Origin of the sequence: Microbacterium sp. dk485, assembly GCF_004570445.1 — a bacterium.
Classification (GTDB): Bacteria; Actinomycetota; Actinomycetes; order Actinomycetales; family Microbacteriaceae; genus Microbacterium; species Microbacterium wangchenii.
The window spans coordinates 1,000,501-1,027,315 of sequence record NZ_SPQW01000002.1 but is presented as its reverse complement, the minus strand read 5'-3'; the positions used below and the strand labels follow the sequence as shown (position 1 = coordinate 1,027,315).

The following is a 26,815-nucleotide window of genomic DNA, read 5'->3' as shown; positions in this document are numbered from 1 at the left end:
AACGATCGGAAGGGGTGCGGATGTCCGCCGACGATCTCCTCGCTCTGGAGAACCAGGTGTGCTTCGCGCTGGTCACCGCCGCACGCAACGTCGTGTCGATCTACCGTCCCGTCCTCGAGCCGCTCGGGCTGACGCATCCGCAGTACCTCGTGATGCTCGCGCTGTGGGAGCGTTCGCCGCGATCGCTGGGCGAGCTCGCCGCCGAGCTGGCGATGGACCCGGCGACGCTGTCGCCGCTGGTGAAGCGGCTCGAGGCGCAGGGTCGCGTGAGCCGCGGGCGACGGGCGGGGGATGAGCGCGTACTCGAGATCACCCTGACCGATGCCGGCCGCGAGCTCCGAGCGCAGGCGCTCGACGTGCCGCAGCAGGTCATGGCCGCCACCGGCATGACCCCCGACGCCCTCGCCGCCCTCCGCGACGGCCTCGCACCGTTCGCCGGCCGCCGCGGCTGACGAGCTCCGCGGGGTGAACCTGGGAGCCGGCAGGATGTGCGCTGGGCGCGAACCCAGACCCCGTGTCGGAGGCCCCGCCTAGACTTGACGGGTGCCCATCCTTCCTGTCGCCCTGCCCGGAAACACCAGTGGAAAGCTCAGCGTGCGGGGTGCGCGCGTCCACAATCTGAAGGACGTCGACCTCGACATCCCGCGCGATTCGCTCGTGGTCTTCACCGGCCTGTCCGGCTCCGGCAAGTCCAGCCTCGCGTTCGACACGATCTTCGCCGAGGGCCAGCGCCGCTACGTCGAGTCGCTCAGCGCGTACGCACGTCAGTTCCTCGGCCAGGTCGACCGGCCCGATGTGGACTTCATCGAGGGACTGAGCCCGGCCGTCTCGATCGACCAGAAGTCCACGAACCGCAACCCCCGATCCACGGTGGGCACGATCACCGAGATCCACGACTACATGCGTCTGCTGTGGGCGCGCATCGGCGTGCCGCACTGCCCCGTGTGCGGAGCGCAGATCCAGCGCCAGACCGTGCAGCAGATCGCCGACCAGCTTCTCGAACTGCCCGAGCGCACGCGCTTCCAGATCGTCGCGCCGGTGGTGAGCCAGAAGAAGGGCGAGTTCGTCGACCTCTTCAAGGAGCTCAGCGCCAAGGGCTACGCGCGCGCGGTCGTGGACGGCGAGCTCGTGCAGCTGGCCGAACCGCCGACCCTCAAGAAGAGCTACAAGCACGACATCGCCGTCGTCGTGGATCGCCTCGTCGCCGGCCCCGACATCCTCGGTCGCGTCACCGACTCCGTCGAGACCGCCCTGAGCCTTGCCGGCGGGGTCATGCAGGTCAACTTCGTCGACGAGGAGGGGGATGCCGCGTGGCAGTCCTTCTCCGAGAAGCTCGCGTGCCCCAACGGCCACCCGCTGCAGCTGACCGAGATCGAGCCGCGTACGTTCTCCTTCAACGCGCCCTTCGGGGCCTGCCCGACCTGCTCGGGACTCGGCACGCGCATGTCGGTGGACGTCGACCTCATGCTCGGCGACCCTGAGCTGTCGATCCGCGAGGGCGTCATCATCCCCTGGACGACGCAGGGCAAGGGCCTGTTCCAGTACTACGAGCGCCTGCTGGAGGGTCTCGCGCGCGACCTGGACTTCTCCCTCGACACCCCGTGGCACCGCCTGCCGGCCGACGTGCAGGACGCGGTGCTGCGCGGGGAGAACTACAAGGTCACCGTGAAGTGGAAGAACCGGTACGGCCGCGAGATGCGGTACGCGTCGGGATTCGAGGGCGTCGTGCCCTACATCGAGCGGCAGTACCTGCAGGCCGAGTCCGACACGCAGCGGCAGCGCTGGTCGGAGTTCCTCCGCGAGGTGCCGTGCCCCGTGTGCGACGGCGACCGCCTCAAGCCGGAGGTGCTCGCGGTGCTCGTGCACGGCCACTCGATCGCCGAGGCATCGCGCCTGAGCCTCTCCGACGCGCAGGCCTTCTTCGCCCAGCTCGAGCTCACCGACCGCGAGGCGCACATCGCCGCCCAGGTGCTGCGCGAGATCCGCGTGCGGCTGGAGTTCCTCATCGAGGTCGGGCTCAACTACCTCAACCTCAGCAGGTCGGCCGGATCGCTCTCCGGCGGCGAGGCGCAGCGCATCCGTCTCGCGACCCAGATCGGCTCCGGCCTCACCGGAGTGCTGTACGTGCTGGACGAGCCCTCGATCGGCCTGCACCAGCGCGACAACCGCCGCCTCATCGACACCCTCGTCAAGCTCCGCGACCTCGGCAACACGCTCATCGTCGTCGAGCACGACGAGGAGACCATCCACGCCGCCGACTGGATCGTCGACATCGGACCGCGCGCGGGCGTGGACGGCGGCCACGTCGTGCACTCCGGGCCCCTCGACGCGCTCCTCGCGGAGGAGGGGTCGATCACCGGCGACTACCTCGCCAAGCGCCGCGAGATCCCGACGCCGAAGAAGCGCCGGCGCATAGACAAGAAGCGGCAGATCTCCGTCGTCGGCGCGCGCGAGAACAACCTCAAGAACGTCACCGCCGACTTCCCCCTCGGAGTGCTGACCGCCGTCACCGGCGTCAGCGGCTCGGGCAAGTCGTCGCTCGTGAACGACATCCTGTACGAAGTGCTCGCCACGCGCCTGAACGGTGCGCGCCGCGTGCCCGGCAAGCACACGCGCGTGACGGGCCTGGACAACCTCGACAAGGTCGTCCACGTCGACCAGGCGCCCATCGGCCGGACGCCCCGGTCCAACCCCGCCACCTACACCGGCGTGTTCGACCGCATCCGCACGCTCTTCAGCGAGACGCCCGAGGCCAAGGTGCGCGGCTACCAGCCCGGACGGTTCAGCTTCAACGTCAAGGGCGGACGCTGCGAGGCGTGCGCGGGCGACGGCACGATCAAGATCGAGATGAACTTCCTCCCCGACGTCTACGTCGACTGCGAGGTGTGCCACGGCAAGCGGTACAACCGCGACACCCTCGCCGTGCACTACAAGGGCAAGAACATCGCCGAGGTGCTGGAGATGCCCATCGAGGAGGCAGCGGAGTTCTTCGAGCCGATCCAGGCGATCCACCGCTACCTCAAGACGCTCGTGGACGTCGGTCTCGGATACGTGCGACTCGGACAGTCGGCCACGACCCTCTCCGGCGGCGAGGCGCAGCGCGTGAAGCTCGCCACCGAGCTCCAGCGTCGCAGCAACGGCCGCTCGATCTACGTGCTCGACGAGCCCACCACGGGTCTGCACTTCGAAGACGTGCGCCGGCTCCTGGAGGTGCTCAACAGCCTCGTCGACAAGGGGAACACCGTCCTGGTCATCGAGCACAACCTCGACGTCATCAAGTCGGCGGACTGGATCATCGACCTCGGCCCCGAGGGCGGCTCCGGCGGCGGGCAGATCGTGGCCACCGGCACGCCGGAGCAGGTCGCGCGAGCACAGGGCAGCCACACCGGCGCGTTCCTGGCCGAGGTGCTGGGGATGCGCGAGGCACGCGAGCCGGAACTCGAGCGCAAGGCCGGCTGAGGGTGGCATCCCGCGAGCGGATGTCGCAGCTTCCGTACCGCCCGAAGCCCGGCGAGATCCCCACCAATCCCGGCGTCTACCGGTTCCGCGATGCCGACGGGCGCGTGCTGTACGTCGGCAAGGCGAAGAACCTGCGGGCGCGCCTGTCGAACTACTTCGCACCGCTGCGTTCGCTGCACGAGCGGACGCGGCGCATGGTCACCACTGCCGCATCCGTGGAGTGGACGGTCGTGGCCAGCGACGTGGACTCCTTACAGCTGGAGTACATGTGGATCAAGGAGTTCGATCCGCCGTTCAACGTGCGCTACCGAGACGACAAGTCGTACCCGTTCATGGCGATCACCCTCGCCGACGAGGCGCCGCGGGTGATCGTCACACGCAACCGGCGCATCCCCGGCGCCAAGTACTTCGGGCCCTACCCGAAGGTGTGGGCGGTGCACGACACGATCGACCTGATGATCAAGGTCTTCCCGATCCGCACGTGCAGCGACGCGTCGTACCGCAAGGCCATGCAGTCCGGGCGGCCGTGCTTCCCCGGGCAGATCGGACGCTGCGGCGGACCATGCTCGATGAAGGTCACGATCGAGGAGCACCGCGCGATCGTCGACGACTTCGTCGCCTTCATGGCCGGCGGCGACCAGCGTTTCACCAAGGCGCTGACCGCGCGGATGCGGGAGGCCTCGGCCGCGATGGACTACGAGGCGGCCGCGGGCTACCGCGACAAGCTGCAGGCCATCGAGGCGGTGCTCAACAAGAGCGCCCTCGTGCTCGCCCCCGACACCGACGCCGATCTGTTCGGCATCGCGGAGGACGAACTGGCTGCCGCCGTGCAGCACTTCGTCGTCCGCGGCGGCCGCGTCCGGGGTGTGCGGGCCACCACGATCGAGAAGGAGATCGACATCTCCGGAGCGGATCTGGTGGACCAGGTGCTCCAGCGCACCTACGGAGACGCCGCCGCCGCCGACATCCCCAAGCAGGTGCTCGTGCCGACCCTGCCCGAAGACACCGCCGAGCTGGAGGCGTGGCTGCGCGAGCGGCGCGGCACGAATGTCACGATCCAGGTGGCTCAGCGCGGGCGCAAGGCCGAGCTGCTGAAGACTGCGACCCTCAACGCGCAGCAGGCGCTCATGCTCCACAAGACGCGCCGCACGAGCGACTACGTCGCGCGGTCGCAGGCGCTGACCGATCTGCAGGAGGCACTCGACCTCGCCGAGGCGCCGCTGCGCATCGAGTGCTACGACGTGTCGCATCTGTCGGGTACGAACGTCGTGGCCTCGATGGTGGTCTTCGAAGACGGGCTGCCGCGCAAGGATCAGTACCGCTCGTTCGGGGTCGCCGAGACCACCGACGACACCGACTCGCTGTACCAGGTGCTCACGCGGCGCCTGGCCTACCTCGACCGGCCGGAGGAGCCGGAGGAGGCGGATGTGGTGACCGATCCGGATGCGGAGGTCGTCACCACCCGCAAGCGCCCGCGCTTCGCCTACCGGCCGCAGCTGCTGGTGGTCGACGGCGGGAAGCCGCAGGTGGAGGCCGCCGCGCGGGCGCTGGCGGACGCCGGACACGAGGAGATCGCGCTGTGCGGGATCGCCAAGCGGCTCGAGGAGGTGTGGCTGCCGGGGGAGGAGTACCCGGTGATCCTGCCGCGCACGAGCGAGGCGCTGTACCTGCTGCAGCGGCTGCGGGACGAGGCGCACCGCTTCGCGATCCGGCATCAGCGCACGCGTCGCAAGCGCGACATCACCAGCGTGCTGTCGGAGGTGCCCGGCCTGGGGGAGGCGCGCATCAAGGCGCTGCTGCGGCATTTCGGGTCGGTCACGGCGCTGCGGGAGGCATCCCCCGAGCAGATCGCCGAGCTCCCCGGCATCGGCCCGAAGCTCGCGGAGGCGGTCCACGCCCATCTGGCTCGCTAGGCTGGGGTCCCGGGGGTGGTCATGACCGATCAAGCACGTCACAGCGGCGAAGTGCTGATCGTCACCGGCATGTCCGGTGCCGGACGCACGACGGTCGCCAACGCGCTGGAGGACCTCGGCTGGTACGTCGTGGACAACCTGCCGCCGCAGATGTTCCGCCCGCTGCTGGAGCTCACCGAACTGGCCGGCGGCGCCGTCCCGCGCGTGGCCGTCGTGGTCGATGTGCGCGGCGGCGAGCTGTTCTCCGACCTGCCCCGTGTCATGGAGATCCTGCGCGCCGGGCGGCAGGTGCGGGTGGTGTTCCTGGACGCCGGCGACGACGTGCTCGTGCGCCGGTTCGAGGCGGTGCGCCGGCCGCATCCGCTGCAGGGCGACGGCACGATCCTGGACGGGATCCGCCGCGAGCGCGAGCAGCTGGCCGAGGTGCGCGCGTCGGCCGACGTGCTCATCGACACCTCCACGACCAACATCCACCAGCTCACTTCCCGCGCGGTCGAGCTGTTCAGCGAGGAGGGTGCGGCCCGTCACACCGTCACGCTCATGAGCTTCGGGTTCAAGTACGGCCTGCCCACCGATGTCGACATGGTCGCCGACATGCGGTTCCTGCCCAACCCGTACTGGAAGGACGACCTGCGCCCCCTCAGCGGCGAGGACGCTCCGGTGCGCGAGGAGGTCCTCGCCCAGCCCGGCGCCGCCGAGTTCCTGGACGCCTACGCGGCAGCGCTGGCTCCCGTGCTCGCCGGGTATCAGCGGGAGAACAAGCGGCACTCCGTCGTGGCCATCGGCTGCACCGGCGGACGGCACCGCTCGGTCGTGATGGCGCGGGAGCTGGCAGAGCGCCTGCGCGGCACTCCGGGAGTCGCCGTGCGGGTCGCACACCGTGACCTGGGTCGTGAGTGAGATGGGCGCCGAGTAGTCTGGACTGTTGTCCCCACCCGCCGTCCCGAGGAGAATTGTGCCGCTGACCGCCGACGTGAAGGCCGAGCTGACCACCGTCCGCGATCCCCGACCGACGGCTCGCGTCGCCGAGCTGACGGCGCTGCTGCGCTTCTCCGGGGGGCTGCACTCGATCGCCAACCGGGTCGCCGTGGAGGCCGAACTCGACTCCGAGCTGCTCGCGCGCCGCGTCGCGCGCGACCTCATGGAGCTCTACGGCGTGCGCCCCGAGCTCGTCCACGTGCAGGGCTCGGGCGGACGCACCGGCGGGCACTACGCCGTGCGCGTCATCGAGGCGGGGGAGACCCTCGCGCGTCAGACGGGCCTGCTCGACCAGCGCCGTCGCCCGGTGCGGGGCCTGCCCAACAAGCTCACCACCGGCTCCCGCGCCGACCTGGCCGCGGTGTGGCGCGGCGCGTTCCTCGCGGCGGGCTCGCTGAGCGAGCCGGGCCGCTCGGCGTCACTGGAGATCGCGTGCCCCTCGCCCGAGGCCGCGATGGCGCTCGTGGGCGCCGCGCATCGCATCGGCGTGCCCGCGAAGGCGCGTGAAGTGCGCGGGGTGCCGCGCGTGGTCGTGCGCGACGGCGAGGCGATCCGGGCGACCCTGGCCGAGATGGGCGCCCGCCGCACCGCCGCCGAATGGGACCAGCTGCGTCAGCGCCGAGAGGTGCGCGCGGGCGTGAACCGCCTCGTCAACTTCGACGACGCCAACCTCCGCCGCTCGGCGCAGGCCGCCGTCGCCGCGTGCGCCCGTGTCGAGCGCGCGCTGGAGATCCTCGGCGACGACGTCCCCGACCACCTCCGCGAGGCGGGCGACCTGCGCCTGGCCCACCGCGACGCGAGCCTGGACGAGCTCGGCCACCACGCCGACCCGCCGCTGACGAAGGATGCCGTGGCCGGCCGCATCCGCCGGCTCCTCGCGATGGCCGACAAGAAGGCCGAGGCCGAGGGCATCCCGGGCACCGAGTCGGCCGTCCCCGTCGGCGCAGAGGACTGACGAGCACCGCAGCTAGCGCGCGCCGTGGCGGGAAGCAACCGGGGTGCGCGCGCGTTGGCGCTCACTAGGATGAAACACGTCATCCTCGCTGCGCCGGGGTTCTCGGCGCGCGCCGAACGGAAGAAGAGAATATGGCGAAGTACACCTTGCCCGACCTCCCTTACGACTATGCCGCGCTGGAGCCGCATATCAGCGGCAAGATCATGCAGCTGCACCACGACAAGCACCACCAGACCTACGTCACGGGTGCCAACACCGCGCTGGAGCAGCTCGCCGAGGCCCGCGAGACGGGCAACCTCGCCAACGTCAACAAGCTGACCAAGGACCTCTCGTTCAACCTCGGCGGGCACGTCAACCACTCCATCTTCTGGACGAACATGTCGCCGGACGGCGGGGACCAGCCCACGGGTGAACTGGCCGCGGCTCTCGACGACGCCTTCGGCTCGTTCGAGAAGTTCCAGGCCCACTTCACCGCTGCCGCGCTGGGCGTGCAGGGCGCAGGCTGGGCCGGCCTGTTCTGGGACTCCATCGGCGAGAACCTCGTCATCCAGCAGATCCAGGACCAGCAGGGTCAGATCGCCGCGGCCACCGTGCCGCTGCTGCTGCTGGACGTGTGGGAGCACGCGTACTACCTCGACTACCTCAACGTCCGCGCCGACTACGTCAAGGCGTTCTGGAACATCGCGAACTGGGCCAACGTCCAGGACCGCTTCGCGACGGCCCGAGTGAAGACCGCAGGTCTGCTGGTACTGTCGTAAACGGCGGAGGTGTCCCGGTGGGACCCCCGCCGGGACACCGTCGTCCACCCTGGAACAGCATTTCCCACCGCGCTTCGCGCACAACATTCAGGAGTGACTCCGTGACCGTCAAGATCGGGATCAACGGCTTCGGCCGGATCGGACGCAACTACTTCCGCGCGGCGCTCGCACAGGGTGCCGACCTCGACATCGTCGCGGTCAACGACCTCACCGACAACAAGACCCTCGCCCATCTCCTGAAGTACGACTCGGTCACCGGCCGCCTCGACGGCGACGTCTCGTTCGACGAGAAGTCCATCACGGTCAACGGCAAGTCCTTCCAGGTGTTCGAGGAGCGCGATCCCGCGAACCTCCCCTGGGGCGAGCTGGGCGTGGACATCGTGATCGAGTCCACCGGCCGCTTCACGAAGGCCGAGGATGCGCGCAAGCACCTCGAGGCCGGCGCCAAGAAGGTCCTCATCTCCGCCCCCGCCACCGGCGAGGACGGCACGTTCGTCATGGGCGTGAACGAGCAGGACTACGACGCGGCGACGATGCACATCATCTCCAACGCGTCGTGCACCACGAACTGCCTCGCGCCGCTGGCGAAGGTCTTCAACGACGCGTTCGGCATCGAGCGCGGTCTCATGACCACGGTGCACGCCTACACCGCCGACCAGAACCTGCAGGACGGCCCGCACAAGGACCTGCGCCGTGCGCGCGCCGCCGCCGTCAACATCGTCCCCACCTCCACCGGTGCCGCCAAGGCGATCGGCCTCGTGCTGCCCGAGCTCAAGGGCAAGCTCGACGGCTTCGCGCTGCGCGTTCCGATCCCCACCGGCTCGATCACCGACCTGACGGTCACTTCATCCCGCCCGGTCACGGTCGACGAGGTCAAGGCCGCGTACAAGGCTGCCGCCGAGGGGCCCCTGAAGGGCATCCTGAAGTACACCGAGGACGAGATCGTCTCCAGCGACATCGTGACCGACCCGCACTCGGCCATCTTCGACTCGGGTCTGCTCCGCGTCCTCGGCGACCAGGTCAAGCTGTCGGCGTGGTACGACAACGAGTGGGGTTACTCCAACCGCCTGGTCGACCTGACCGAGTACGTCGCCGATCGCCTGTAAGGCCCATCATGGCTCTGCGCACCCTCGCCTCTCTGGGGTCGCTCGCAGGCAAGCGCGTCGTCGTCCGTTGTGACCTGAACGTCCCCCTGCGGGACGGGGTCATCTCGGACGACGGGCGCGTGCGTGCGTCGCTGCCCACCCTCAACACGCTCATCAACGCCGGCGCCCGCGTCGTCGTGTGCTCGCACCTCGGCCGACCCAAGGGTGAACCCGACCCGCAGTACAGCCTCGCCCCCGTCGCCCAGCGGCTGTCGGAGCTGCTGGGCAAGCCCGTCGCGTTCGCGCGCGACACCGTGGGCGAGTCCGCCCACGACGCCGTGGCCGCCCTGGCCGACGGCGACGTCGCGGTCCTGGAGAACCTCCGCTTCAACGCGGGGGAGACGGCCAAGGACGACGCGGAGCGCCGCGCCTTCGCCGAGCAGCTCGCCGACCTCGGCGACGCGCTGGTGTCCGACGGGTTCGGCGTCGTGCACCGCAAGCAGGCCAGCGTCTACGACCTCGCCGAGATCCTCCCCTCCGCGGCGGGGCTGCTCATCGAGGCCGAGGTCGACGTGCTGGACCGCCTCACCGAGAACCCGCAGCGTCCGTACACGGTCGTGCTGGGCGGCTCGAAGGTGAGCGACAAGCTCGGCGTCATCGAGCACCTGCTCCCACGTGTGAACCGCCTGCTCATCGGCGGCGGCATGATGTTCACGTTCCTCGCCGCGCAGGGCCACAAGGTCGGCGCGAGCCTGCTGGAGCAGGACCAGATCGACACCGTCAAGGGCTACCTCGCTGATGCGGCGGAGCGGGGCGTGGAGATCGTGCTGCCCGTGGACGCCGTCGTGGCGGCATCCTTCTCCGCCGACGCCGACCACGTCGTCGCCGAAGCCACCGCGCTGGAGGACACCCCCTTCGGAGCATCCGGCATCGGCCTGGACATCGGACCGCGCACGGCGGAGACCTTCGCCCGGGCGATCGCCGACAGCCGCACCGTGTTCTGGAACGGTCCCATGGGCGTGTTCGAGATGGCGCCCTTCGCCGCAGGGACACGCGCCGTCGCGCAGGCCCTGACGGAGGTCGACGGCCTCAGCGTCGTCGGCGGCGGGGACTCCGCAGCCGCCGTGCGCCAGCTGGGCTTCTCGGACGACCAGTTCGGCCACATCTCCACCGGCGGCGGTGCCAGCCTGGAGTTCCTCGAAGGCAAGAAGCTTCCCGGACTGGAGGTCCTCGGATGGGCGCAGTAGCCCGCACCCCTTTCATCGCAGGCAACTGGAAGATGAACCTCGACCACCTGCAGGCGGTGGCGTTCGTGCAGAAGCTGCACTGGACGCTCAAGGAGGCCAAGCACGACGCCGGCACCGTCGAGGTGGCGGTCTTCCCGCCCTTCACCGACCTGCGCACCGTGCAGACGCTCATCGACGCCGACAAGATCCCGTTCGGCCTGGGTGCGCAGGATCTCTCCACGCACGACTCCGGTGCGTACACGGGTGAGATCTCGGGGCAGTTCCTGGCCAAGCTCGACGCCCGGTACGTCATCATCGGCCACTCCGAGCGCCGGCAGTACCACGCCGAGTCCGACGAGATCGTGGCGCAGAAGGTGCAGGCCGCGCTCCGTCACGGACTGATCCCCGTCATCTGCGTGGGCGAGACCGCGGAGGACCTGGAGGAGTTCGGCGCGAGCGCCGTGCCCGTCGGGCAGCTGCAGACGGCTCTGGCCGGAGTGCCCGCCGACGCCGACATCGTCGTGGCCTACGAGCCGGTCTGGGCCATCGGCTCGGGACAGGCCGCCACGCCGGATCAGGCGCAGGAGGTGTGCGCCAAGCTCCGCGAGGTCGTCGGCTCCGCGCTCGGCCCGGATGCGGCGGCGCGCACGCGCGTGCTCTACGGCGGGTCGGTGAAGTCGGGAAACATCGCCAGCTTCATGCGCGAACCCGATGTCGACGGCGCCCTCGTGGGCGGCGCGAGCCTCGTCGTGGACGAGTTCGCCGCGATCGTCCGCTTCCAGAAGCACGTCGGCGTCTAGCGCTCCGACTACACTGGACCCTTGTGCGACCGGGGAGGGTCGCCACGAAAGGCTTTCGACTGTGCAGATCATCGAGTTCGTCCTGCAGGTGCTGCTGGGCATCACCAGCCTCCTGCTGACCCTGCTGATCCTGCTCCACAAGGGGCGCGGCGGGGGGCTGTCCGACATGTTCGGCGGCGGCATGACCTCCGCTCTGGGCTCGTCGGGGCTGGCCGAGCGCAACCTCAACCGTTTCACCATCGTCCTGGCCCTCGTATGGTTCGTGACCATCGTCGGGCTGGGCCTCATCACGAAGTTCCAGGGACTCTGACATGGCGACAGGCGGCAACGCGATCCGGGGCACGCGCGTAGGTGCGGGCCCGATGGGCGAACAGGACCACGGCTTCCACGCCGACCGCATCACGGTCTCGTACTGGGATGCGCTGGGCAATGAGACCGTGCGGCACTTCGCCGCGGGCATCCCCGAGGAGGAGATCCCCGAGACGATCGACTCGCCGCACTCGGGGCTCCCGGCCGGCCGCGACAAGGCGAACCCGCCGGCGCTGGCCAAGACCGAGCCGTACAAGACGCACCTGGCCTACGTGAAGGAGCGCCGCACCGAGGAAGAGGCCGAAGCCCTCCTCGACGACGCGCTGCAGTCGCTGCGCGAGCGCCGCGGCCAGGCCTGACCCTCGTCCCCGAGGCCGAGGGTCAGTACTCGCGGTCGATGAGGGTGGGCGGTACCTGCGCGGCGGCCGCCTCGTCCACGAAGAGGATCGTGCGCTTGCGTCCCTTCGCGCCCGCGGCGGGAACGCTCAGGTAGCTGGCTCCGGCCAGCGCCAGGCCGAGGGCCGACGCCTTGTCGGCACCGGCGAGCACCATCCACACGCGCTTGGACGAATTGATCACGGGGCGCGTGAGCGAGATGCGCTCGGGGGGCGGCTTGGGCGAATCGCGTACGGCCGCCGTCGCGCGGTCGGTGATCTGGATCTCCGGGCGGTCGGGGAACAGCGAGGCGATGTGCCCGTCGGGTCCCACCCCCAGGAAGCAGATGTCGAAGCTCGGCCAGGGCCCGGTCTCGGAGCGGTCCGCCGGGGCGAACTGCGCGAGCTCGTCGGCGTACGCGGTGGCCGCGGCATCCAGGTCCAGCGTCTCATCGCTCGAGGCCATCGCGTGGATGTTCTCGGCCGGCAGGTCCAGGCCCTCGAGCAGGGCGTCGCGCGCCTGACGCTCGTTGCGGTCGTCGGAATCGCGCGGGACCCAGCGCTCGTCGCCCCACCAGAAGTGCACGCCGGACCAGTCGATCCGTGCGACCCGCGGGTCGGCGGCCGCCGCGCGCAGCACGGCACCGCCCATCGACCCGCCGGTGAGGCAGATGTGGACGGTCTTGCCGCGCTCCACCTGCTTGCTCACGCGGTCGATGAAACGCCGGGCGACCGAGGTCGCCAGCGTCTCGGCGTCGTCGCTGATGACGACGCGCTTCTCGGTACCGGCATCAGCCACGATCGCTCCCGTCCCGGCCACGGGCCAGCAGCTCCATGCCCTCGGTGATGACGCGACCGTACAGCACGTCGGGGTCCAGGCGCCGCAGCTCCTCCGCGAGGCACTCGCGCAGCGTCCGCCGCGGGAATGCCAGCTCGTGGGAGGGCTGGCCGGGCTGGGTGAGCACGGCCACCCCCGGCGTGGGGCGCTCCAGCAGGGTGTCGCCGTTGGATCGGGTGAGTCGCACGCTCTTGATGCCGCCGCGCCACTGGTCGGTGGGGACGTACTCCGAGTCGACGGGCACCCCGAGCTTCAGGCGCAGCCATGCCGCCAGGAGCACCGTGGAGGGGGAATCGGCGGCGCCGCGCACCTGCACCGCCGTGACCGGCACGTACGGAGGCTGGTCGAGGACGGCCGCGAGCTGCTCGCGCCAGCGCGTGAGGCGGGTCCAGGCGAAGTCGGTGTCGCCGGGGGAGTGGTGGCTGCCGAGGGCATCCACCCACGCGGCCGGGTCGGGCTGGTTCGAGGCGTCGGTGATCCGTCGCTGGGCGATGCGGCCCACCTCCGACTCCGCCGGCGAGGCGGGGGGATCGGCCGGCCACCACGCCACGACGGGCGCGTCGGGCAGCAGGAGCCCCGTGACGAGGCTCTCCGCGTTCGAGCCGGCGGCGCCGTAGACCCGGAGCACGACGACCTCGCTCGCGCCGGCGTCGCCGCCCACGCGGATCTCGGCATCCAGGCGCGGACGGCCGTCCTCGTCGTTGATCATGAGGACGATGACGCGCATCGGATGCTCCCGCGATGCGTCGTTGGCGGCCTCGATGACCTCCTCCTCCGCGCCGTGATGCGTCACGATGATGAGCGTCAGCACGCGTCCGAGGGCGACCGCGCCACCCTCCTCGCGCACGTTGACGAGCGCCTTGGAGATCTTGCTGACGGTCGTGTCGGGCAGGTCGATGATCACGGGCGCCTCCAGGTGCGGCCGTCGCGGGCGAGGAGTTCATCGGCCGAGGCCGGACCCCACGATCCCGGCGAGTACTGTTCGAGGGGTCCGCCCTGTTCGGCCCAGTACTCCTCGATCGGGTCGAGGATGCGCCAACTGAGCTCGACCTCCTCGTGACGGGGGAACAGGGGCGGGTCGCCCAGGAGCACGTCCAGGATGAGGCGCTCGTAGGCTTCGGGGCTGGCCTCGGTGAACGCGTGCCCGTAGCCGAAGTCCATCGTGACGTCGCGGACCTGCGTGCCGTCGCCGGGCACCTTGGATCCGAAGCGGATCGTGACGCCCTCATCCGGCTGCACGCGGATGACGAGCGCGTTCTGCCCGAGCTCCTCGGTCTGGCTGCGGCTGAACAGCAGCTGCGGGGCGCGCTTGAAGACCACGGCCACCTCGGTGACGCGCCGGCCGAGGCGCTTGCCCGTGCGGAGGTAGAACGGCACGCCCGCCCAGCGGCGGGTGTTCACCTCGAGCTTGACGGCGGCGTAGGTCTCCGTCGTGGAAGCCGGGTCCATGCCGTCCTCTTCGAGGAAGCCGGTCACCTGCTCCCCGCCCTGCCACCCGCCGGCGTACTGTCCGCGTGCCGTGGCGAGGGAGAGGTCTTCGGGCAGGCGGACCGCGGCGAGCACCTTCTCCTTCTCGGCGCGCAGGTCTCGCGCGTTGAAGCTGATCGGCTCCTCCATCGCGGTGAGCGCCATGAGCTGCAGGAGGTGGTTCTGGATGACGTCGCGCGCCGCGCCGATGCCGTCGTAGTACCCGGCCCGTCCGCCCACGCCGATGTCCTCGGCCATCGTGATCTGCACGTGGTCGACGTAGTTGCGGTTCCAGATCGGCTCGTACAGCTCGTTGGCGAAGCGCAGCGCCAGGATGTTCTGGACCGTCTCCTTGCCGAGGTAGTGGTCGATGCGGAAGATCGAGTCGGCCGGGAAGGCCGTCTCCAGCGCCGCGTTGAGCTCACGGGCCGATTCCAGGTCGTGCCCGAACGGCTTCTCGATGACCACGCGCCGCCAGCCGGAGTCGCCGTCGGCGGTGCTGCCGACGAGGCCCGATTCCTTCAGCTGCTGCGCCACGAGAGGGAACGCCTTGGGCGGGATGGAGAGGTAGTACGCGTGGTTGCCCATGGTGCCGCGTTCGACGTCGAGGCTCTCGACGGTCTCGCGCAGGCGGCGGAACGCATCGGGATCGTCGAACTCGCCCGGCACGAAGCGGATGCCCTCCAGGAGCTCCTTCCACGTCTCGTCGCGGAACTCGGTGCGCGCGTACTGCTTCACGGCGTCGTGGACGACCTCCGCGAAGTCCTGGTCCTCCCAGTCGCGGCGGGCGAACCCGACCAGCGCGAAGCCCGGGGGCAGGAGCCCGCGGTTGGCGAGGTCGTAGACGGCGGGCATGAGCTTCTTGCGCGACAGGTCGCCGGTGACCCCGAAGATCACGAGAGCGCTGGGGCCCGCGATGCGGCTGAGCCGGCGGTCCTCCGGGTCGCGCAGCGGGTTGTGTCCCTGCGAGATCTCGACGGTCATGCGCGTACCCTCACTGTGCGGCCTCGAAGAGGGAGAGCACGTCGACCTGCGGATCCGTGAGGGTCAGGGTCACGACCGGACGTCCGTGGCCCTCGGCCAGGACGGTCGCATCGCCGGCGGCCTGCGCCTGGATCAACTCCCCGAAGGTGAAGGGGCGACCGGGGATCTCCAGCTCGACGTCGGACTGCTCCGTGATCTGCAGGAACACCCCTACGGCGGGTCCGCCCTTGTGGTATTGGCCGGTGGAGTGCAGGAACCGTGGTCCCCATCCGAACGTCGTGGGCCGCCCGGAGTCGGCGGCGACGAGCTCGCGCAGGCCGTGCAGCTGCGGCACGGCCAGGCGGTTCACGTACGCCTGTACGGCGACGTATCCGTCGGCGGGGATGCGCGCCCACAGCGCGTCCAGCACGCCCGCGAGCGTGCCGGAGGCGGCCAGGGCGGGGTCGCTCACCCGCACCTCGACGCCGTCGTCGGTGACGAAGGCGGGAGCCGTGGGTTCGGGGCGGGCCTCCAGCAGTCCGCGCGCGGCGGCCTTGGCCGACTCGACGTCGGGCTGGTCGAACGGGTTGATCCCCAGCATCCGGCCCGCGATCGCGGTGGCGTACTCCCACACCACGAACTGCGCACCCAGGGAGCCGCTCACCAGGATCTCGCCGAAGTGGCGCTCGAAGAGGTGGAAGGCGTCGGCGTCGTCCACGAGCCGCAGGATCTGCAGGTCGGCGGGCGGGTTCTCCACCTCGGGGGAGACCGGCAGCAGGACCACGGGGAGGATGCCCGTGCCGTTCTTCCCGGTGGACTCGGCGATGAGCTGCTCGATCCAGTCGGGCAGGCCCACGATGTGGGTGCCGTCGCTGACCAGGCCCAGCTTGTCCTTGCGCGGATCGCCGCCGGCGATCGCGGCGGCCAGGGTGAGCGCCGGATTATCGCGGCCGTCGATGGCCACTTCCAGGAGGGTCGCCTCGGCCTCGTCCAGCAGATCGCCGATGTCGACGCCGGCCAGCCCCGCCGGCACGAGGCCGAAGGCGGTCAGCGCCGAGTAGCGCCCACCCACGTCGGGGTCGGCGTTGAACACGCGGTACCCGTCGGCGCGCGCGGACTGATCCAGCGGCGAGCCGGGGTCGGTCACCACGACGATGCGCTCGAGCGGGTCGATGCCCAGGTCGCGGAACGCCGCCTCGAAGGCGCGCTTGGCCGAGTCGGTCTCCACGGTCGAGCCCGACTTTGACGACACCACCAGCACGGTCTGCTGGAGCCCCCCGGCCTCGGCGTCGCCGTCGATCGCGGCGAGCACCTGTCCGGGGGAGGTGGAGTCCAGGATCACCAGCGGCACGCCGGCGGTCTGGGCGATCACCTCGGGGGCGAGCGAGGAGCCGCCCATCCCCGCCAGCACCACGCGCGTCACGCCTCGGGCGACGAGCTCGGCGCGCAGGGCCTCGATCTCGGGGACGAGGGGTCGCGAGACAGATACCGACTGCACCCAGCCCAGGCGCCGGGATGCCTCGTCCTCGGCGGCGGCGCCCCACAGCGTGGCGTCACCGGCGGTGACGCCCGACGCCACGAGCGAGGCGGCCAGCCCCGGCACGATCGAGTCCACGAGCTCCTTGGGTCGCCCGGAGACGTGGATCTCGAAACTCATCGAGCGGCCTCCGCGGTGCCCGCTTGCAGCGCCGTGGAGACCGTTTCCTGCAGCTCCTGCCACGAGGCGATGAACTTCTGGACGCCCTCATCCTCGAGCACCTGGGTGATGTCGGCGAAGTCGACCCCGGCGTCGGCCAGCTGGGCGAACACCTCGCGCGACTGCTCGTACGTGCCGGTGACGGTGTCGCCGCCGATGACCCCGTGATCGAACGTGGCCTCGAGCGTCTTCTCGGGCATCGTGTTCACCACACCGCGCGCGACGAGCTCGGTCACGTACAGGGTGTCCGGCAGAGCCGGGTCCTTGACGCCGGTGGAGGCCCACAGCGGGCGCTGCACCGTGGCGCCGGCGTCCAGCAGCGCCTTGGCGCGGTCGGAGGCGAACTCCTTCTGGTACAGCTCGTAGGCCAGCCGCGCGTTGGCGAGTCCGGCCTTGCCCTTGAGCGCCTCGGCCTCGGGGGTGCCGACGGCGGCGAGGCGCTTGTCGACCTCCGTGTCCACGCGTGAGACGAAGAACGACGCGACGGACTGCAGCGTGGAGATGTCGTGGCCGGCCGCCTTCGCCCGCTCGACGCCCGTGAGGTAGGCGTCGATGACCTCGGCGTACCGCTCGAGGCTGAAGATGAGGGTCACGTTGACGGAGATACCGGCGGCGATGACCTCGGTGATGGCGGGCAGGCCGGCCTTCGTCGCCGGGATCTTGATCAGGACGTTCGGCCGGTCCACGCGCGCGGCGAGGTCCTTCGCCTGTGCCACGGTCGCTGCGGTGTCGTGGGCGAGCTCGGGCGAGACCTCGATCGACACGCGACCGTCCACGCCCCCGGTCGCGGCGAACACCGGCGCGAACACGTCGGATGCGGCGCGCACGTCGTCGGTCGTGATCTCGAAGATCGCCTCGTCGGTGCTGGCGCCCTTGGCGGCCAGCTGCTGGACCTGCGCCTCGTAGGCCTCGCCCTGCGACAGTGCGCCGGCGAAGATCGTCGGGTTGGTCGTGACGCCACTGACGTTGCGCGTGGCGATGAGGTCGGCGAGGTTGCCCGTCAGGATCCGCTGGCGCGACAGGTCGTCGAGCCAGATGCTGACGCCTTCGTTGACGAGCTGGGCGGTGGGGGTGCTCATGCGTTCTCCTCGATGCTCTCGCGTGCCGCCTGCGCGACGGCCTCGGCGGTGATGCCGAACTTCTGGAACAGGGTCTTGTAATCGGCCGAGGCACCGAAGTGCTCGATGGAGACCGAGCGGCCGGTGTCGCCGACGATGCCTCGCCACGGAAGGGCGATGCCGGCCTCGACCGACACGCGCGCGCGCACCGACGGCGGCAGGACGGAGTCGCGGTACGCGGCGTCCTGCTCGTCGAACCACTCCAGCGACGGCGCAGACACCACGCGCGCGTTCACGCCCTCGGCGGCCAGCTGGTCGCGGGCGGCCACGGCGACCTGCACCTCGGATCCGGTCGCGATGAGGATGACGTCCGGCGTGCCGCTGGGGGCTTCGGCCAGCACGTAGGCACCGCGAACGGCGCCCTGCGCCGACGCGAACTCGTCGCCGCTGGCGTCGCCCTCTCCACGCGGGAACACCGGGATGTTCTGACGCGTGAGCGCCAGGCCCGCCGGTCCCGCCGTCCGCCGCAGGATCTCCAGCCACACCACGGCCGTCTCGTTCGCGTCGGCGGGGCGCACGAGCGTGAAGTTCGGGATGGCGCGGAGGGTAGCCAGCTGCTCGATCGGCTGGTGGGTGGGCCCGTCCTCGCCGAGGGCGACGGAGTCGTGCGTCCACACGAAGATCGACGGGATGTTCATCAGGGCGGCCAGGCGCACCGGCGGGCGCATGTAGTCGCTGAAGATGAGGAAGGTGCCGCCGAACGCGCGCGTCGGGCCGTGGAGCACGATGCCGTTGACGATGGAGCCCATCGCGTGCTCGCGGATGCCGAAGTGCAGCACGCGGCCGTACGGGGCCCCGTCCCACTCGTGCGTGGACCACTCCTGCGGGATGAAGGACTTCGCGTCCTTGATGGTGGTCAGGTTCGACTCGGCCAGGTCGGCCGACCCTCCCCACAGCTCGGGGAGCTCGGCGGCGAGGGCGTTGATGACGGTGCCGGAGGCCGCGCGCGTGGAGACCTCTTTGCCCGCCTCGAACGCCGGGAGGGCGTCGGCGATGTCGGCAGGGAGCTCCCGTGCCTGCAGGCGGTCCCACAGCGCCTTGCGCTCGGGGTTCGCCGCGGCCCACGCGTCGAACGCCTCCTGCCATGCGGCCTTCTCCGCCTCGCCGCGGGCGATGAGGCCGCGCGTGTGCTCGAGGACGTCGTCGGCGACGGCGAAGGTCTGCTCGGGGTCGAATCCGAGCACCTCCTTCGTGGCGCGCAGCTCGTCGGCGCCGAGGGCGGAGCCGTGGATCTTGCCGGTGTTCTGCTTGCCGGGGGAGGGCCACCCGATGATCGTCTTGAGGATGATGAGGGACGGCTTGTCGGTCTCGCCCTTGGCTGCCTCGATGGCGGCGTACAGCTCGTGGACGTCTTCGGCGTACTCGCCGGTCTTCTTCCAGTCCACCGTCTGCACATGCCAGCCGTACGCGTCGTAGCGCTGGGCGACGTCCTCGGTGAAGGCGACGTTCGTGTCGTCCTCGATGGAGATCTGGTTGGAGTCGTAGATGACGACGAGGTTGCCGAGGTTCTGGTGGCCCGCGAGCGAGGACGCCTCGCTCGTGACGCCCTCCTGGAGGTCGCCGTCGGAGGCGATCACGTACACGAAGTGGTCGAACGGGCTCTGGCCCGCGGGCGTCTCGGGGTCGAAGAGGCCGCGCTCGTAGCGGGCGGCGTAGGCGAAGCCGACCGAGGACGCCAGGCCCTGACCGAGCGGGCCGGTCGTGATCTCCACGCCGTCGGTGTGGCCGAACTCCGGGTGCCCCGGGGTCTTCGAGCCCCACGTGCGCAGCGCCTGCAGGTCGGAGAGCTCCAGGCCGAAACCGCCCAGGTACAGCTGGACGTACTGCGTGAGGGAGGAGTGACCCGCCGAGAGGATGAAGCGGTCACGTCCCGGCCAGTGCGGGTCGGCGGGGTCATGGCGCAGGACCCGCTGATACAGCAGGTACGCGGCGGGGGCGAGGCTCATCGCGGTGCCGGGGTGGCCGTTGCCCACCTTCTCCACGGCATCCGCCGCAAGCACCCGCGCGGTGTCGACCGCGCGCCCATCGATTTCATCCCATTGCAAGTCCGACACCCGGTCGCCTTTCTCGATCCCTGCGCCCAACCGCATGCGATCCGCGGCCTCGATCGTCGAGGGTCAGGGGGAGATGCGCTGGGCGCGCGTTGGTTGTCAGCATAGCGAAGGAGGGCACCGCCGGGGCCGGGATGACGCTCGCGGGCGGGCCGGGGCACACGCGCCCATGGCCTAGACTCGGAAGGACCTGGACAGAGCGCGATACGGGGAGCGATGGACATCTCTACGACGACGCACACGGCCCTGCCGACGGTGCGTCGCTCCGCCGGACGCACCGTGCGTGCGTACATCACGCTCACCAAGCCGCGCGTGCTCGAGCTGCTGCTGGTGACCACCGTTCCGGTGATGATCCTCGCCCAGAACGGCCTGCCGGATCTGTGGCTGGTGCTGGCGACCGTCATCGGCGGTTCGCTCAGCGCGGGCTCTGCCGCGGCGTTCAACATGTACCTGGACCGCGACATCGACGCGCACATGCAGCGCACCGAGAACCGGCCGCTCGTGACCGGCGAGGTCTCTCCGCGCGGCGCGCTCATCTTCGCCTGGACCCTCGCGGTGGTCTCCACCGTGTGGCTCCTGCTGACGACGAACTGGGTCGCTGCAACCCTGTCGGCCACCGCCATCTTCTTCTACGTCGTGATCTACACGATGATCCTCAAGCGCCGCACCGAGCAGAACATCGTGTGGGGCGGCATCGCGGGCTGCTTCCCGGTGCTGATCGGCTGGTCCGCGGTGACCGGGACGCTCAGCTGGGCCGCCCTCATCCTGTTCGTGCTGGTGTTCCTGTGGACGCCGCCGCACTACTGGCCGCTGTCGATGAAGTACAAGGACCAGTACGAAGAGGTCGACGTGCCCATGCTCGGCGCCACGCGCAGCGGCTCGCAGGTGGGCCTGCAGGTCATTCTGTACGCGTGGGCGACCGTCGCGTGCTCGCTGCTGCTGATTCCGGTGGCATCGATGGGTCTGCTCTACTCCGTGTCGTCGCTGGTGTTCGGCGGCTGGTTCATCTACGAGTCGCACCGGCTGTACTCCCGCGCCGTGCGAGGCACCGAGCCGCGTCCGATGCGCGTGTTCCACGCATCGATCACGTACCTGACGCTGCTGTTCGTGGCCATCGCGGTCGACCCGCTGCTGCCCTTCTGACGCGGCACCCGCCGAAACGGACGATCCCGCCGGAAACCGCATAGCGGTTCCTCGGCGGGATCGTCTCCTCGTGGATCAGTCGCGCGCGCCCCGGGGCGGCGGCGCGTCGCTGGGGGTCTCCACATCGGGGTCCTCCGCGATGACGGGGGCAGCATGAGTGGAAGCTTCGCCTGCTGCGGGGGAGAGGACCTCGTCGGCTGCGGAGTCGTCCTCGGTCCACTCGACCGTCTCCACGACCTCACCGGTGGGCAGCAGCGAGCGCAGGGCCGCGAGCGTGAGGGCCAGCAGCAGGCCCACGAGACCGGCGCCGAGGACGACGGCACCGGCCGTGGCGGCGGGCGGGCCGATGTAGACCGCGATGGCCCCTTCGGCGGTCTGGCTGCGGATACCGGATTCGATGCGGCCGAGGTGGTCGAGGACGAGCCAGGCGCCGACACCCGTGAGGGCGAGGGATCCGACGACGAGCACCCAGAACGGGATGCTGCGCACGAGGCTGGGGCGGGAGGTCATAACGGGGGCTCCTAGCGTGGATTGCCGGGCCCGATCGGCCGCGGCATCCCTCCAGCTTGACCGATGGGGCCGGATATCACCACGGCCCTGCCGATGGATCCGCTATGAGTGAACCCTGTCGCGTGCTGCGACCGGGCGCTTGAGCCGCAGCACGAGCACGGTGTACGCCGCTGCCGACAGTGCGGCGAGCACCATGTGGATGCCGACGAGGATCTCGGGAAGCCCCGCTCGCGCCTGCCACACCCCCACCGCGACCTGCACCGCGATCGCCGCGACCAGGACGAGGAGCCAGCGGCGCGGCTCGAGCCGGAGGAGCCAGGCCGAGACGGTGAGCGCGGCAACGAGGGCGGCGAGGATGTACCCGGGCCACGCGTGCACGTGCGCGAGCACGGTGGCGTCGAATCCCTCGCGGACGATGTCGGCGTCGCCGGAGTGGGGGCCGGAGCCCGTGGTGAGCACGCCGAAGAAGATCGTCGCGGCCAGCGCGACGCCGGTGACATGGGTGAGGGCCGCGAACCACGCCGGCACGACCCGCACACGCGGACCGGCGGCCGTCCGCATCCGCACGAGGTAGGCGGCGGTCACGCACGACAGCAGCAGCGATGCCGTGTAGTGGAAGCCCACCACGAACGGGTTCAGATCGCTCACGACGGCGAGTCCGCCGACGACGGCCTGCGCCATGACCCCGGCCAGCGTGATCCACGCGAGGGCGGCGAGGTCGCGACGCCGCGGCGTGCGTCGCAGCGAGTCGATCGCGGCGATGACGACCGCGAGCAGCAGCGCGCCGGACGCGAAGCCGAACGCGGGCAGCCCGAACGGCGCCGTGACGGCGTACGCCGCCACGGCGGCGATCACCCCGACTCCGGCGGCCCACAACGCGCGCGTGACGAGGGGGCGTCCGGCGACGGCGTGCAGCGTGAGGAGGAGGACGGCCAAGGCGAGGATGCCGACGACTCCGGTCATGGTCCGGTTGCCGAACTCGATGATGCCGTGGATCCCCTGTTCGGGGAGGGGGACGAGCGACTCCGGCGTGCACAGCGGCCACTCCGTGCAGCCGAGGCCGGAGCCGGTCAGTCGCACGGCGCCGCCGGTTCCGATGATGATGACCTCCGCCGCGAACGACAACCACGCCAGCACCCGCAGGGCGCGGGAGGGGGTGACGTCAGGGACCTCGACCGCGGGGAGGGGGGTGGCGGTGCGGGACATCAGAGCGACGTTCTCCTCGAGGGGTGCGGCGGGCCGGGCGGCGGCCCCGGGGAAGGGCCGGAACCTGTAGAATCAAGGGGTTCGGGATGCGGCGCTTGCGCGTTCCGCATCACTGACAGTCTAGGCGCGAGAACTGCGCCACAGAGCGGGCCCACCAGCGGCGTCCCCCCTCCGGAACTCCACGGAGGACGTGGAATGCCGGAGCGGATCACACCGTTGCGGCCCGAGAGGAGAGTGACCCGATATGGCTGATGTCCTGATCGACCGGCCCGAACTCGAGAGCCTCGGAGTCTACGAGTTCGGATGGCACGACCCCGACGCTGCGGGCGCGAGCGCGAAACGAGGTCTCAGTGAGGCCGTCGTGCGTGACATCTCCGCGCTCAAGGCCGAGCCGGAATGGATGCTGAAGACCCGTCTGAAGGGGCTGCAGCTGTTCGGTCGCAAGCCGATGCCGACGTGGGGCGCCGACCTCAGCGACATCGACTTCGAGAACATCAAGTACTTCGTCCGCTCCACCGAGAAGCAGGCGCAGACGTGGGAAGACCTCCCCGACGACATCCGCAACACGTACGAGCGCCTCGGCATCCCCGAGGCCGAGCGCCAGCGCCTGGTCTCCGGCGTCGCCGCGCAGTACGAGTCCGAGGTCGTGTACCACCAGATCAACGAGCAGCTCGAGGCCCAGGGCGTCATCTTCATGGACACCGACACGGCGCTGCGCGAGCACCCCGAGTTCTTCGAGGAGTACTTCGGCACCGTCATCCCCGCCGGCGACAACAAGTTCGCGGCGCTGAACACCGCGGTGTGGTCGGGCGGCTCGTTCGTCTACGTGCCGCCGGGTGTCCACGTGGAGATCCCGCTGCAGGCGTACTTCCGGATCAACACCGAGAACATGGGGCAGTTCGAGCGGACGCTCATCATCGCCGACGAAGGCTCCTACGTGCACTACATCGAGGGCTGCACGGCGCCGATCTACAAGAGCGACTCGCTGCACTCGGCCGTCGTGGAGATCATCGTGAAGAAGAACGCCCGCGTGCGCTACACGACGATCCAGAACTGGTCGAACAACGTGTACAACCTCGTCACCAAGCGTGCGGTCGCGCACGAGGGCGCGACGATGGAGTGGGTCGACGGCAACATCGGCTCGAAGGTCACGATGAAGTACCCGTCGATCTTCCTCATGGGCGAGCACGCCAAGGGCGAGACGCTGTCGGTCGCCTTCGCGGGCCCCGGCCAGCACCAGGACGCCGGCGCGAAGATGATCCACATGGCTCCGTACACGCAGTCCTCGATCGTCTCGAAGTCGATCGCACGCGGCGGCGGGCGAGCCGGCTACCGCGGTGAGGTGCGGGTGGACGCCAACGCCCATCACTCCGCCAACACCGTGCGCTGCGACGCGCTCCTGGTGGACTCCATCTCCCGCAGCGACACCTACCCGGCCATCGACATCCGCGTCGACGACGTGCAGCTCGGCCACGAGGCCACCGTCTCCAAGGTCAGCGAGGAGCAGCTGTTCTACCTGCAGTCCCGCGGCATGCCCGAGGACGAGGCGATGGCGATGATCGTGCGCGGGTTCATCGAGCCGATCGCGCGGGAGCTGCCCATGGAGTACGCCCTCGAACTCAACAAGCTCATCGAGATGGGCATGGAAGGATCCGTCGGCTAAATGACGACCACGACCACCCCCCTGCCGGGAAGCCGAGCGCACACCGACGGAGGATGGGGCCGGGCCGACGCGCCTGCCGCGCCCATCCAGACGCGTTCGGAGCGACCCTGGTCCTTCGACCCCGCCGACTTCGGGGCCCCCTCGGGCCGCGAGGTGAACTGGAAGCACACTCCCATCGAGCGCCTGCGCGGCGTGCTGACGCCGGGCGAGGACTCCTCCGCCGTCCGCATCGACGCCGGCGCCGCAGCCGCCTACGTCGTGTCCGACACCGGCACGCGGGGGGAGTTCTTCCGCCCGGAGGACCTGCCCGCCGCGATCGCGTGGCAGCGTGACACCGCGGGCCTGCACGTGCGCATCCCCGCCGGGCAGGAGCTGCCCGAGCCGTTGCGCATCGATCTCGTGGGTGAGCGCACCGACGGCTTCGGCGCGGCCCACATCGTGCTGGAGGCGCAGCCGAACGCACGCGCCACGGTCGTGCTGTATCACTCCGGCTCGGCGCAGTACGCGCAGAACGTCGAGATCCTCGTGCGCGACGGCGCGGCTCTCACGGTCATCACTGTGCAGCGCTGGGACGACGACGCCGTGCATGCGGCCACCCACCAGGCCCGCGTGGACCGCGACGCCAAGCTCACCCACGTCGTGGTGACCCTCGGCGGCGGCGTCGTGCGCGTGAACCCGTCGGTGGAGCTGTCCGGACCGGGCGCCGAAGGCCGCCTGTTCGGACTGTCCTTCGCCGACGCCGGCCAGCACTTCGAGTCGCAGGTGTACCTGCACCACAAGGGCCCGCACACCGTCGGCGACGTGCTCTACAAGGGTGCGCTGCAGGGCGTGGGCGCCCGCAGCGTGTGGATCGGCGACGTACTGATCGGCCGGGATGCCGTGGGCACCGACTCGTACGAGGCCAACCGCAACCTCGTGCTCACCGACGGAGCCCGTGCCGACAGCATCCCGAACCTCGAGATCGAGACGGGCGAGATCGTCGGCGCCGGGCACGCGAGCGCGACGGGCCGGTTCGACGACGAGCAGTTGTTCTACCTGCAGGCGCGCGGCATCGACGAGGAAGAAGCCCGGCGCCTGGTGGTGCTCGGCTTCCTCAGCGAGATCGTCCAGCGCATCGGCGTGCCCGATCTGGAGGCGGAGCTGACCGAGGCGATCGAGCGCGAACTCCTCGAGGGAGCCGCGCTGTGAGCGCCGAGCGGGCCTGCGCCCTCAGCGAGCTGGAGACCGACACGCCGCTGCGCGTGGAGATCGGCGGCAAGCCCATCTCGATCGTGCTCGATTCCGACGGCGAGGTGCACGCGATCGGCGACACGTGCACGCACGGCGACATCTCCCTCTCCGAGGGATTCGTCGACGGCGACACTCTGGAGTGCTGGGCGCACGGCTCGGCGTTCTCGCTGCGCACCGGACACCCCCTGAACCTCCCGGCCTTCGAGCCGGTGCCCGTCTACGTCGTCGAGATCGACGGCGACGACGTGCTCATCGACCCCACCCGAACGAAGGAAGTCTGAATGTCTGTCCTCGAGATCCGCGACCTGCACGTGACGGTCGAGACGGATGCGGGCACCACGCCCATCCTCAACGGCGTCACGCTGACGATCCGCACGGGCCAGACCCACGCGATCATGGGCCCCAACGGCTCCGGCAAGTCCACCCTGGCGTACACGATCGCCGGTCACCCCAAGTACACCGTGACCTCCGGTTCGATCACGCTGGACGGCGAGGACGTGCTGGCCATGAGCGTGGACGAGCGTGCCCGCGCGGGCCTGTTCCTGGCGATGCAGTACCCGGTGGAGATCCCCGGCGTCACGGTGACGAACTTCCTCCGCACCGCCAAGACGGCGATCGAGGGGGAGGCGCCCAGCATCCGCGGGTGGACCAAGGACGTCAAGGAGGCCATGAAGAACCTCCGCATGGACCCCAAGTTCGCCCAGCGCAACGTCAACGAGGGCTTCTCCGGTGGTGAGAAGAAGCGTCACGAGATCCTGCAGCTCAAGCTGCTCAAGCCGAAGATCGCCGTGCTGGACGAGACCGACTCCGGCCTGGACGTCGACGCGCTGAAGATCGTGTCGGAGGGCGTCAACCGCGCGAAGGCCGAGAGCGACCTGGGCGTGCTGCTCATCACGCACTACACCCGCATCCTCCGCTACATCCGTCCCGACTTCGTGCACGTCATCGTCAGCGGGCGCATCGTCGAGGAGGGCGGCCCCGAACTGGCCGACCGGCTCGAGGAAGAGGGCTACGACCGCTTCATCACCGAGGCCGGCACCTCGGTCGATGCCTGACGGCGCCCCGGCGCGTAG

General features: G+C 70.1%; 24 protein-coding genes. 16 read left to right on the top strand and 8 right to left on the bottom strand.

Features of this window, described 5'->3' with window-relative positions; all coding sequences use genetic code 11:
- Positions 1-20 precede the first annotated feature (20 nt).
- From E4V99_RS15810 to E4V99_RS15760, 11 genes are all read left to right on the top strand, one after another.
- Positions 21-452 carry a MarR family transcriptional regulator gene (locus E4V99_RS15810; protein ID WP_135065733.1) on the top strand — a complete coding sequence of 144 codons (432 nt, stop codon included), beginning with the start codon at positions 21-23 and terminating at the stop codon, positions 450-452.
- Positions 453-543: 91 nt separating this feature from the next.
- Positions 544-3,459 (top strand): excinuclease ABC subunit UvrA, encoded by a 2,916-nt coding sequence (gene uvrA / locus E4V99_RS15805; RefSeq protein WP_135065736.1) that lies wholly within the window; start codon positions 544-546, stop codon positions 3,457-3,459.
- A gap of 20 nt (positions 3,460-3,479) precedes the next feature.
- The gene (gene uvrC / locus E4V99_RS15800; protein WP_135117987.1) at positions 3,480-5,372 is read left to right on the top strand and encodes an excinuclease ABC subunit UvrC; all 1,893 of its coding nucleotides are present in this window, start codon (positions 3,480-3,482) and stop codon (positions 5,370-5,372) included.
- A 21-nt stretch (positions 5,373-5,393) separates the two neighbouring features.
- Positions 5,394-6,272, top strand: coding sequence for an RNase adapter RapZ (gene rapZ / locus E4V99_RS15795; protein WP_135065742.1), 879 nt, complete (start codon positions 5,394-5,396; stop codon positions 6,270-6,272).
- A 55-nt stretch (positions 6,273-6,327) separates the two neighbouring features.
- Entirely contained in the window at positions 6,328-7,305 is a 978-nt protein-coding gene (whiA, locus tag E4V99_RS15790; RefSeq protein ID WP_135065745.1) for a DNA-binding protein WhiA, read from the top strand.
- Positions 7,306-7,436: 131 nt separating this feature from the next.
- Positions 7,437-8,063: a superoxide dismutase gene (locus E4V99_RS15785; RefSeq protein ID WP_135117807.1), complete on the top strand. Its 627-nt coding sequence runs from the start codon at positions 7,437-7,439 to the stop codon at positions 8,061-8,063.
- 101 nt (positions 8,064-8,164) lie between these two features.
- Positions 8,165-9,169, top strand: a complete 1,005-nt coding sequence (gene gap / locus E4V99_RS15780; protein WP_135065751.1) for a type I glyceraldehyde-3-phosphate dehydrogenase — start codon at positions 8,165-8,167, stop codon at positions 9,167-9,169.
- Between the two features lie 8 nt (positions 9,170-9,177).
- A complete protein-coding gene (locus E4V99_RS15775) occupies positions 9,178-10,395 on the top strand; it encodes a phosphoglycerate kinase (protein ID WP_135065754.1) in 1,218 nt (405 codons plus the stop codon).
- Positions 10,383-11,174, top strand: coding sequence for a triose-phosphate isomerase (gene tpiA / locus E4V99_RS15770; protein WP_135065757.1), 792 nt, complete (start codon positions 10,383-10,385; stop codon positions 11,172-11,174). Before E4V99_RS15775 ends, tpiA begins: the two co-directional genes overlap by 13 nt.
- A gap of 61 nt (positions 11,175-11,235) precedes the next feature.
- On the top strand, positions 11,236-11,484 hold the full coding sequence (gene secG / locus E4V99_RS15765) for a preprotein translocase subunit SecG (protein ID WP_135065760.1): 249 nt from the start codon (positions 11,236-11,238) through the stop codon (positions 11,482-11,484).
- 1 nt (position 11,485) lies between these two features.
- Positions 11,486-11,842: an RNA polymerase-binding protein RbpA gene (locus E4V99_RS15760; RefSeq protein ID WP_135065763.1), complete on the top strand. Its 357-nt coding sequence runs from the start codon at positions 11,486-11,488 to the stop codon at positions 11,840-11,842.
- A gap of 22 nt (positions 11,843-11,864) precedes the next feature.
- Here E4V99_RS15760 and pgl read toward each other — a convergent pair whose 3' ends face one another.
- From pgl to tkt, 6 genes are read right to left on the bottom strand one after another with little or no spacing between them, the layout of a single operon-like run.
- Positions 11,865-12,656, bottom strand: a complete 792-nt coding sequence (pgl, locus tag E4V99_RS15755; protein WP_135065766.1) for a 6-phosphogluconolactonase — start codon at positions 12,654-12,656, stop codon at positions 11,865-11,867.
- Complete coding sequence (locus E4V99_RS15750; protein WP_135065769.1) at positions 12,649-13,599, bottom strand: glucose-6-phosphate dehydrogenase assembly protein OpcA; 951 nt, start codon at positions 13,597-13,599, stop codon at positions 12,649-12,651. The genes pgl and E4V99_RS15750 overlap by 8 nt, the downstream gene beginning before the upstream one ends.
- The gene (gene zwf / locus E4V99_RS15745; protein ID WP_135065772.1) at positions 13,596-15,146 is read right to left on the bottom strand and encodes a glucose-6-phosphate dehydrogenase; all 1,551 of its coding nucleotides are present in this window, start codon (positions 15,144-15,146) and stop codon (positions 13,596-13,598) included. Before zwf ends, E4V99_RS15750 begins: the two co-directional genes overlap by 4 nt.
- A gap of 10 nt (positions 15,147-15,156) precedes the next feature.
- On the bottom strand, positions 15,157-16,782 hold the full coding sequence (locus E4V99_RS15740) for a glucose-6-phosphate isomerase (RefSeq protein ID WP_135065775.1): 1,626 nt from the start codon (positions 16,780-16,782) through the stop codon (positions 15,157-15,159).
- Positions 16,779-17,900: a transaldolase gene (gene tal / locus E4V99_RS15735; protein ID WP_135065778.1), complete on the bottom strand. Its 1,122-nt coding sequence runs from the start codon at positions 17,898-17,900 to the stop codon at positions 16,779-16,781. Before tal ends, E4V99_RS15740 begins: the two co-directional genes overlap by 4 nt.
- Positions 17,897-19,993: a transketolase gene (gene tkt, locus E4V99_RS15730; protein WP_135117806.1), complete on the bottom strand. Its 2,097-nt coding sequence runs from the start codon at positions 19,991-19,993 to the stop codon at positions 17,897-17,899. Before tkt ends, tal begins: the two co-directional genes overlap by 4 nt.
- Positions 19,994-20,206: 213 nt before the next feature.
- On the opposite strand from tkt, the gene E4V99_RS15725 reads away from it, so the two are divergent.
- Positions 20,207-21,133, top strand: coding sequence for a heme o synthase (locus E4V99_RS15725; RefSeq protein WP_135065784.1), 927 nt, complete (start codon positions 20,207-20,209; stop codon positions 21,131-21,133).
- Between the two features lie 75 nt (positions 21,134-21,208).
- Here E4V99_RS15725 and E4V99_RS15720 read toward each other — a convergent pair whose 3' ends face one another.
- Together E4V99_RS15720 and E4V99_RS15715 are read right to left on the bottom strand one after the other, a co-directional pair.
- Complete coding sequence (locus E4V99_RS15720; RefSeq protein ID WP_135065787.1) at positions 21,209-21,643, bottom strand: dinucleotide-utilizing enzyme; 435 nt, start codon at positions 21,641-21,643, stop codon at positions 21,209-21,211.
- Between the two features lie 102 nt (positions 21,644-21,745).
- Complete coding sequence (locus E4V99_RS15715) at positions 21,746-22,849, bottom strand: COX15/CtaA family protein (RefSeq protein WP_135117805.1); 1,104 nt, start codon at positions 22,847-22,849, stop codon at positions 21,746-21,748.
- Between the two features lie 244 nt (positions 22,850-23,093).
- Between E4V99_RS15715 and sufB the strand changes: the two genes are divergently transcribed.
- From sufB to sufC, 4 genes are read left to right on the top strand one after another with little or no spacing between them, the layout of a single operon-like run.
- Positions 23,094-24,512, top strand: coding sequence for a Fe-S cluster assembly protein SufB (sufB, locus tag E4V99_RS15710; RefSeq protein WP_135065793.1), 1,419 nt, complete (start codon positions 23,094-23,096; stop codon positions 24,510-24,512).
- Complete coding sequence (gene sufD / locus E4V99_RS15705; protein WP_135065796.1) at positions 24,513-25,700, top strand: Fe-S cluster assembly protein SufD; 1,188 nt, start codon at positions 24,513-24,515, stop codon at positions 25,698-25,700.
- A complete protein-coding gene (locus E4V99_RS15700) occupies positions 25,697-26,023 on the top strand; it encodes a non-heme iron oxygenase ferredoxin subunit (protein WP_135065799.1) in 327 nt (108 codons plus the stop codon). Before sufD ends, E4V99_RS15700 begins: the two co-directional genes overlap by 4 nt.
- Positions 26,024-26,797 (top strand): Fe-S cluster assembly ATPase SufC, encoded by a 774-nt coding sequence (gene sufC, locus E4V99_RS15695; protein ID WP_135117804.1) that lies wholly within the window; start codon positions 26,024-26,026, stop codon positions 26,795-26,797.
- Positions 26,798-26,815: the final 18 nt, after the last annotated feature.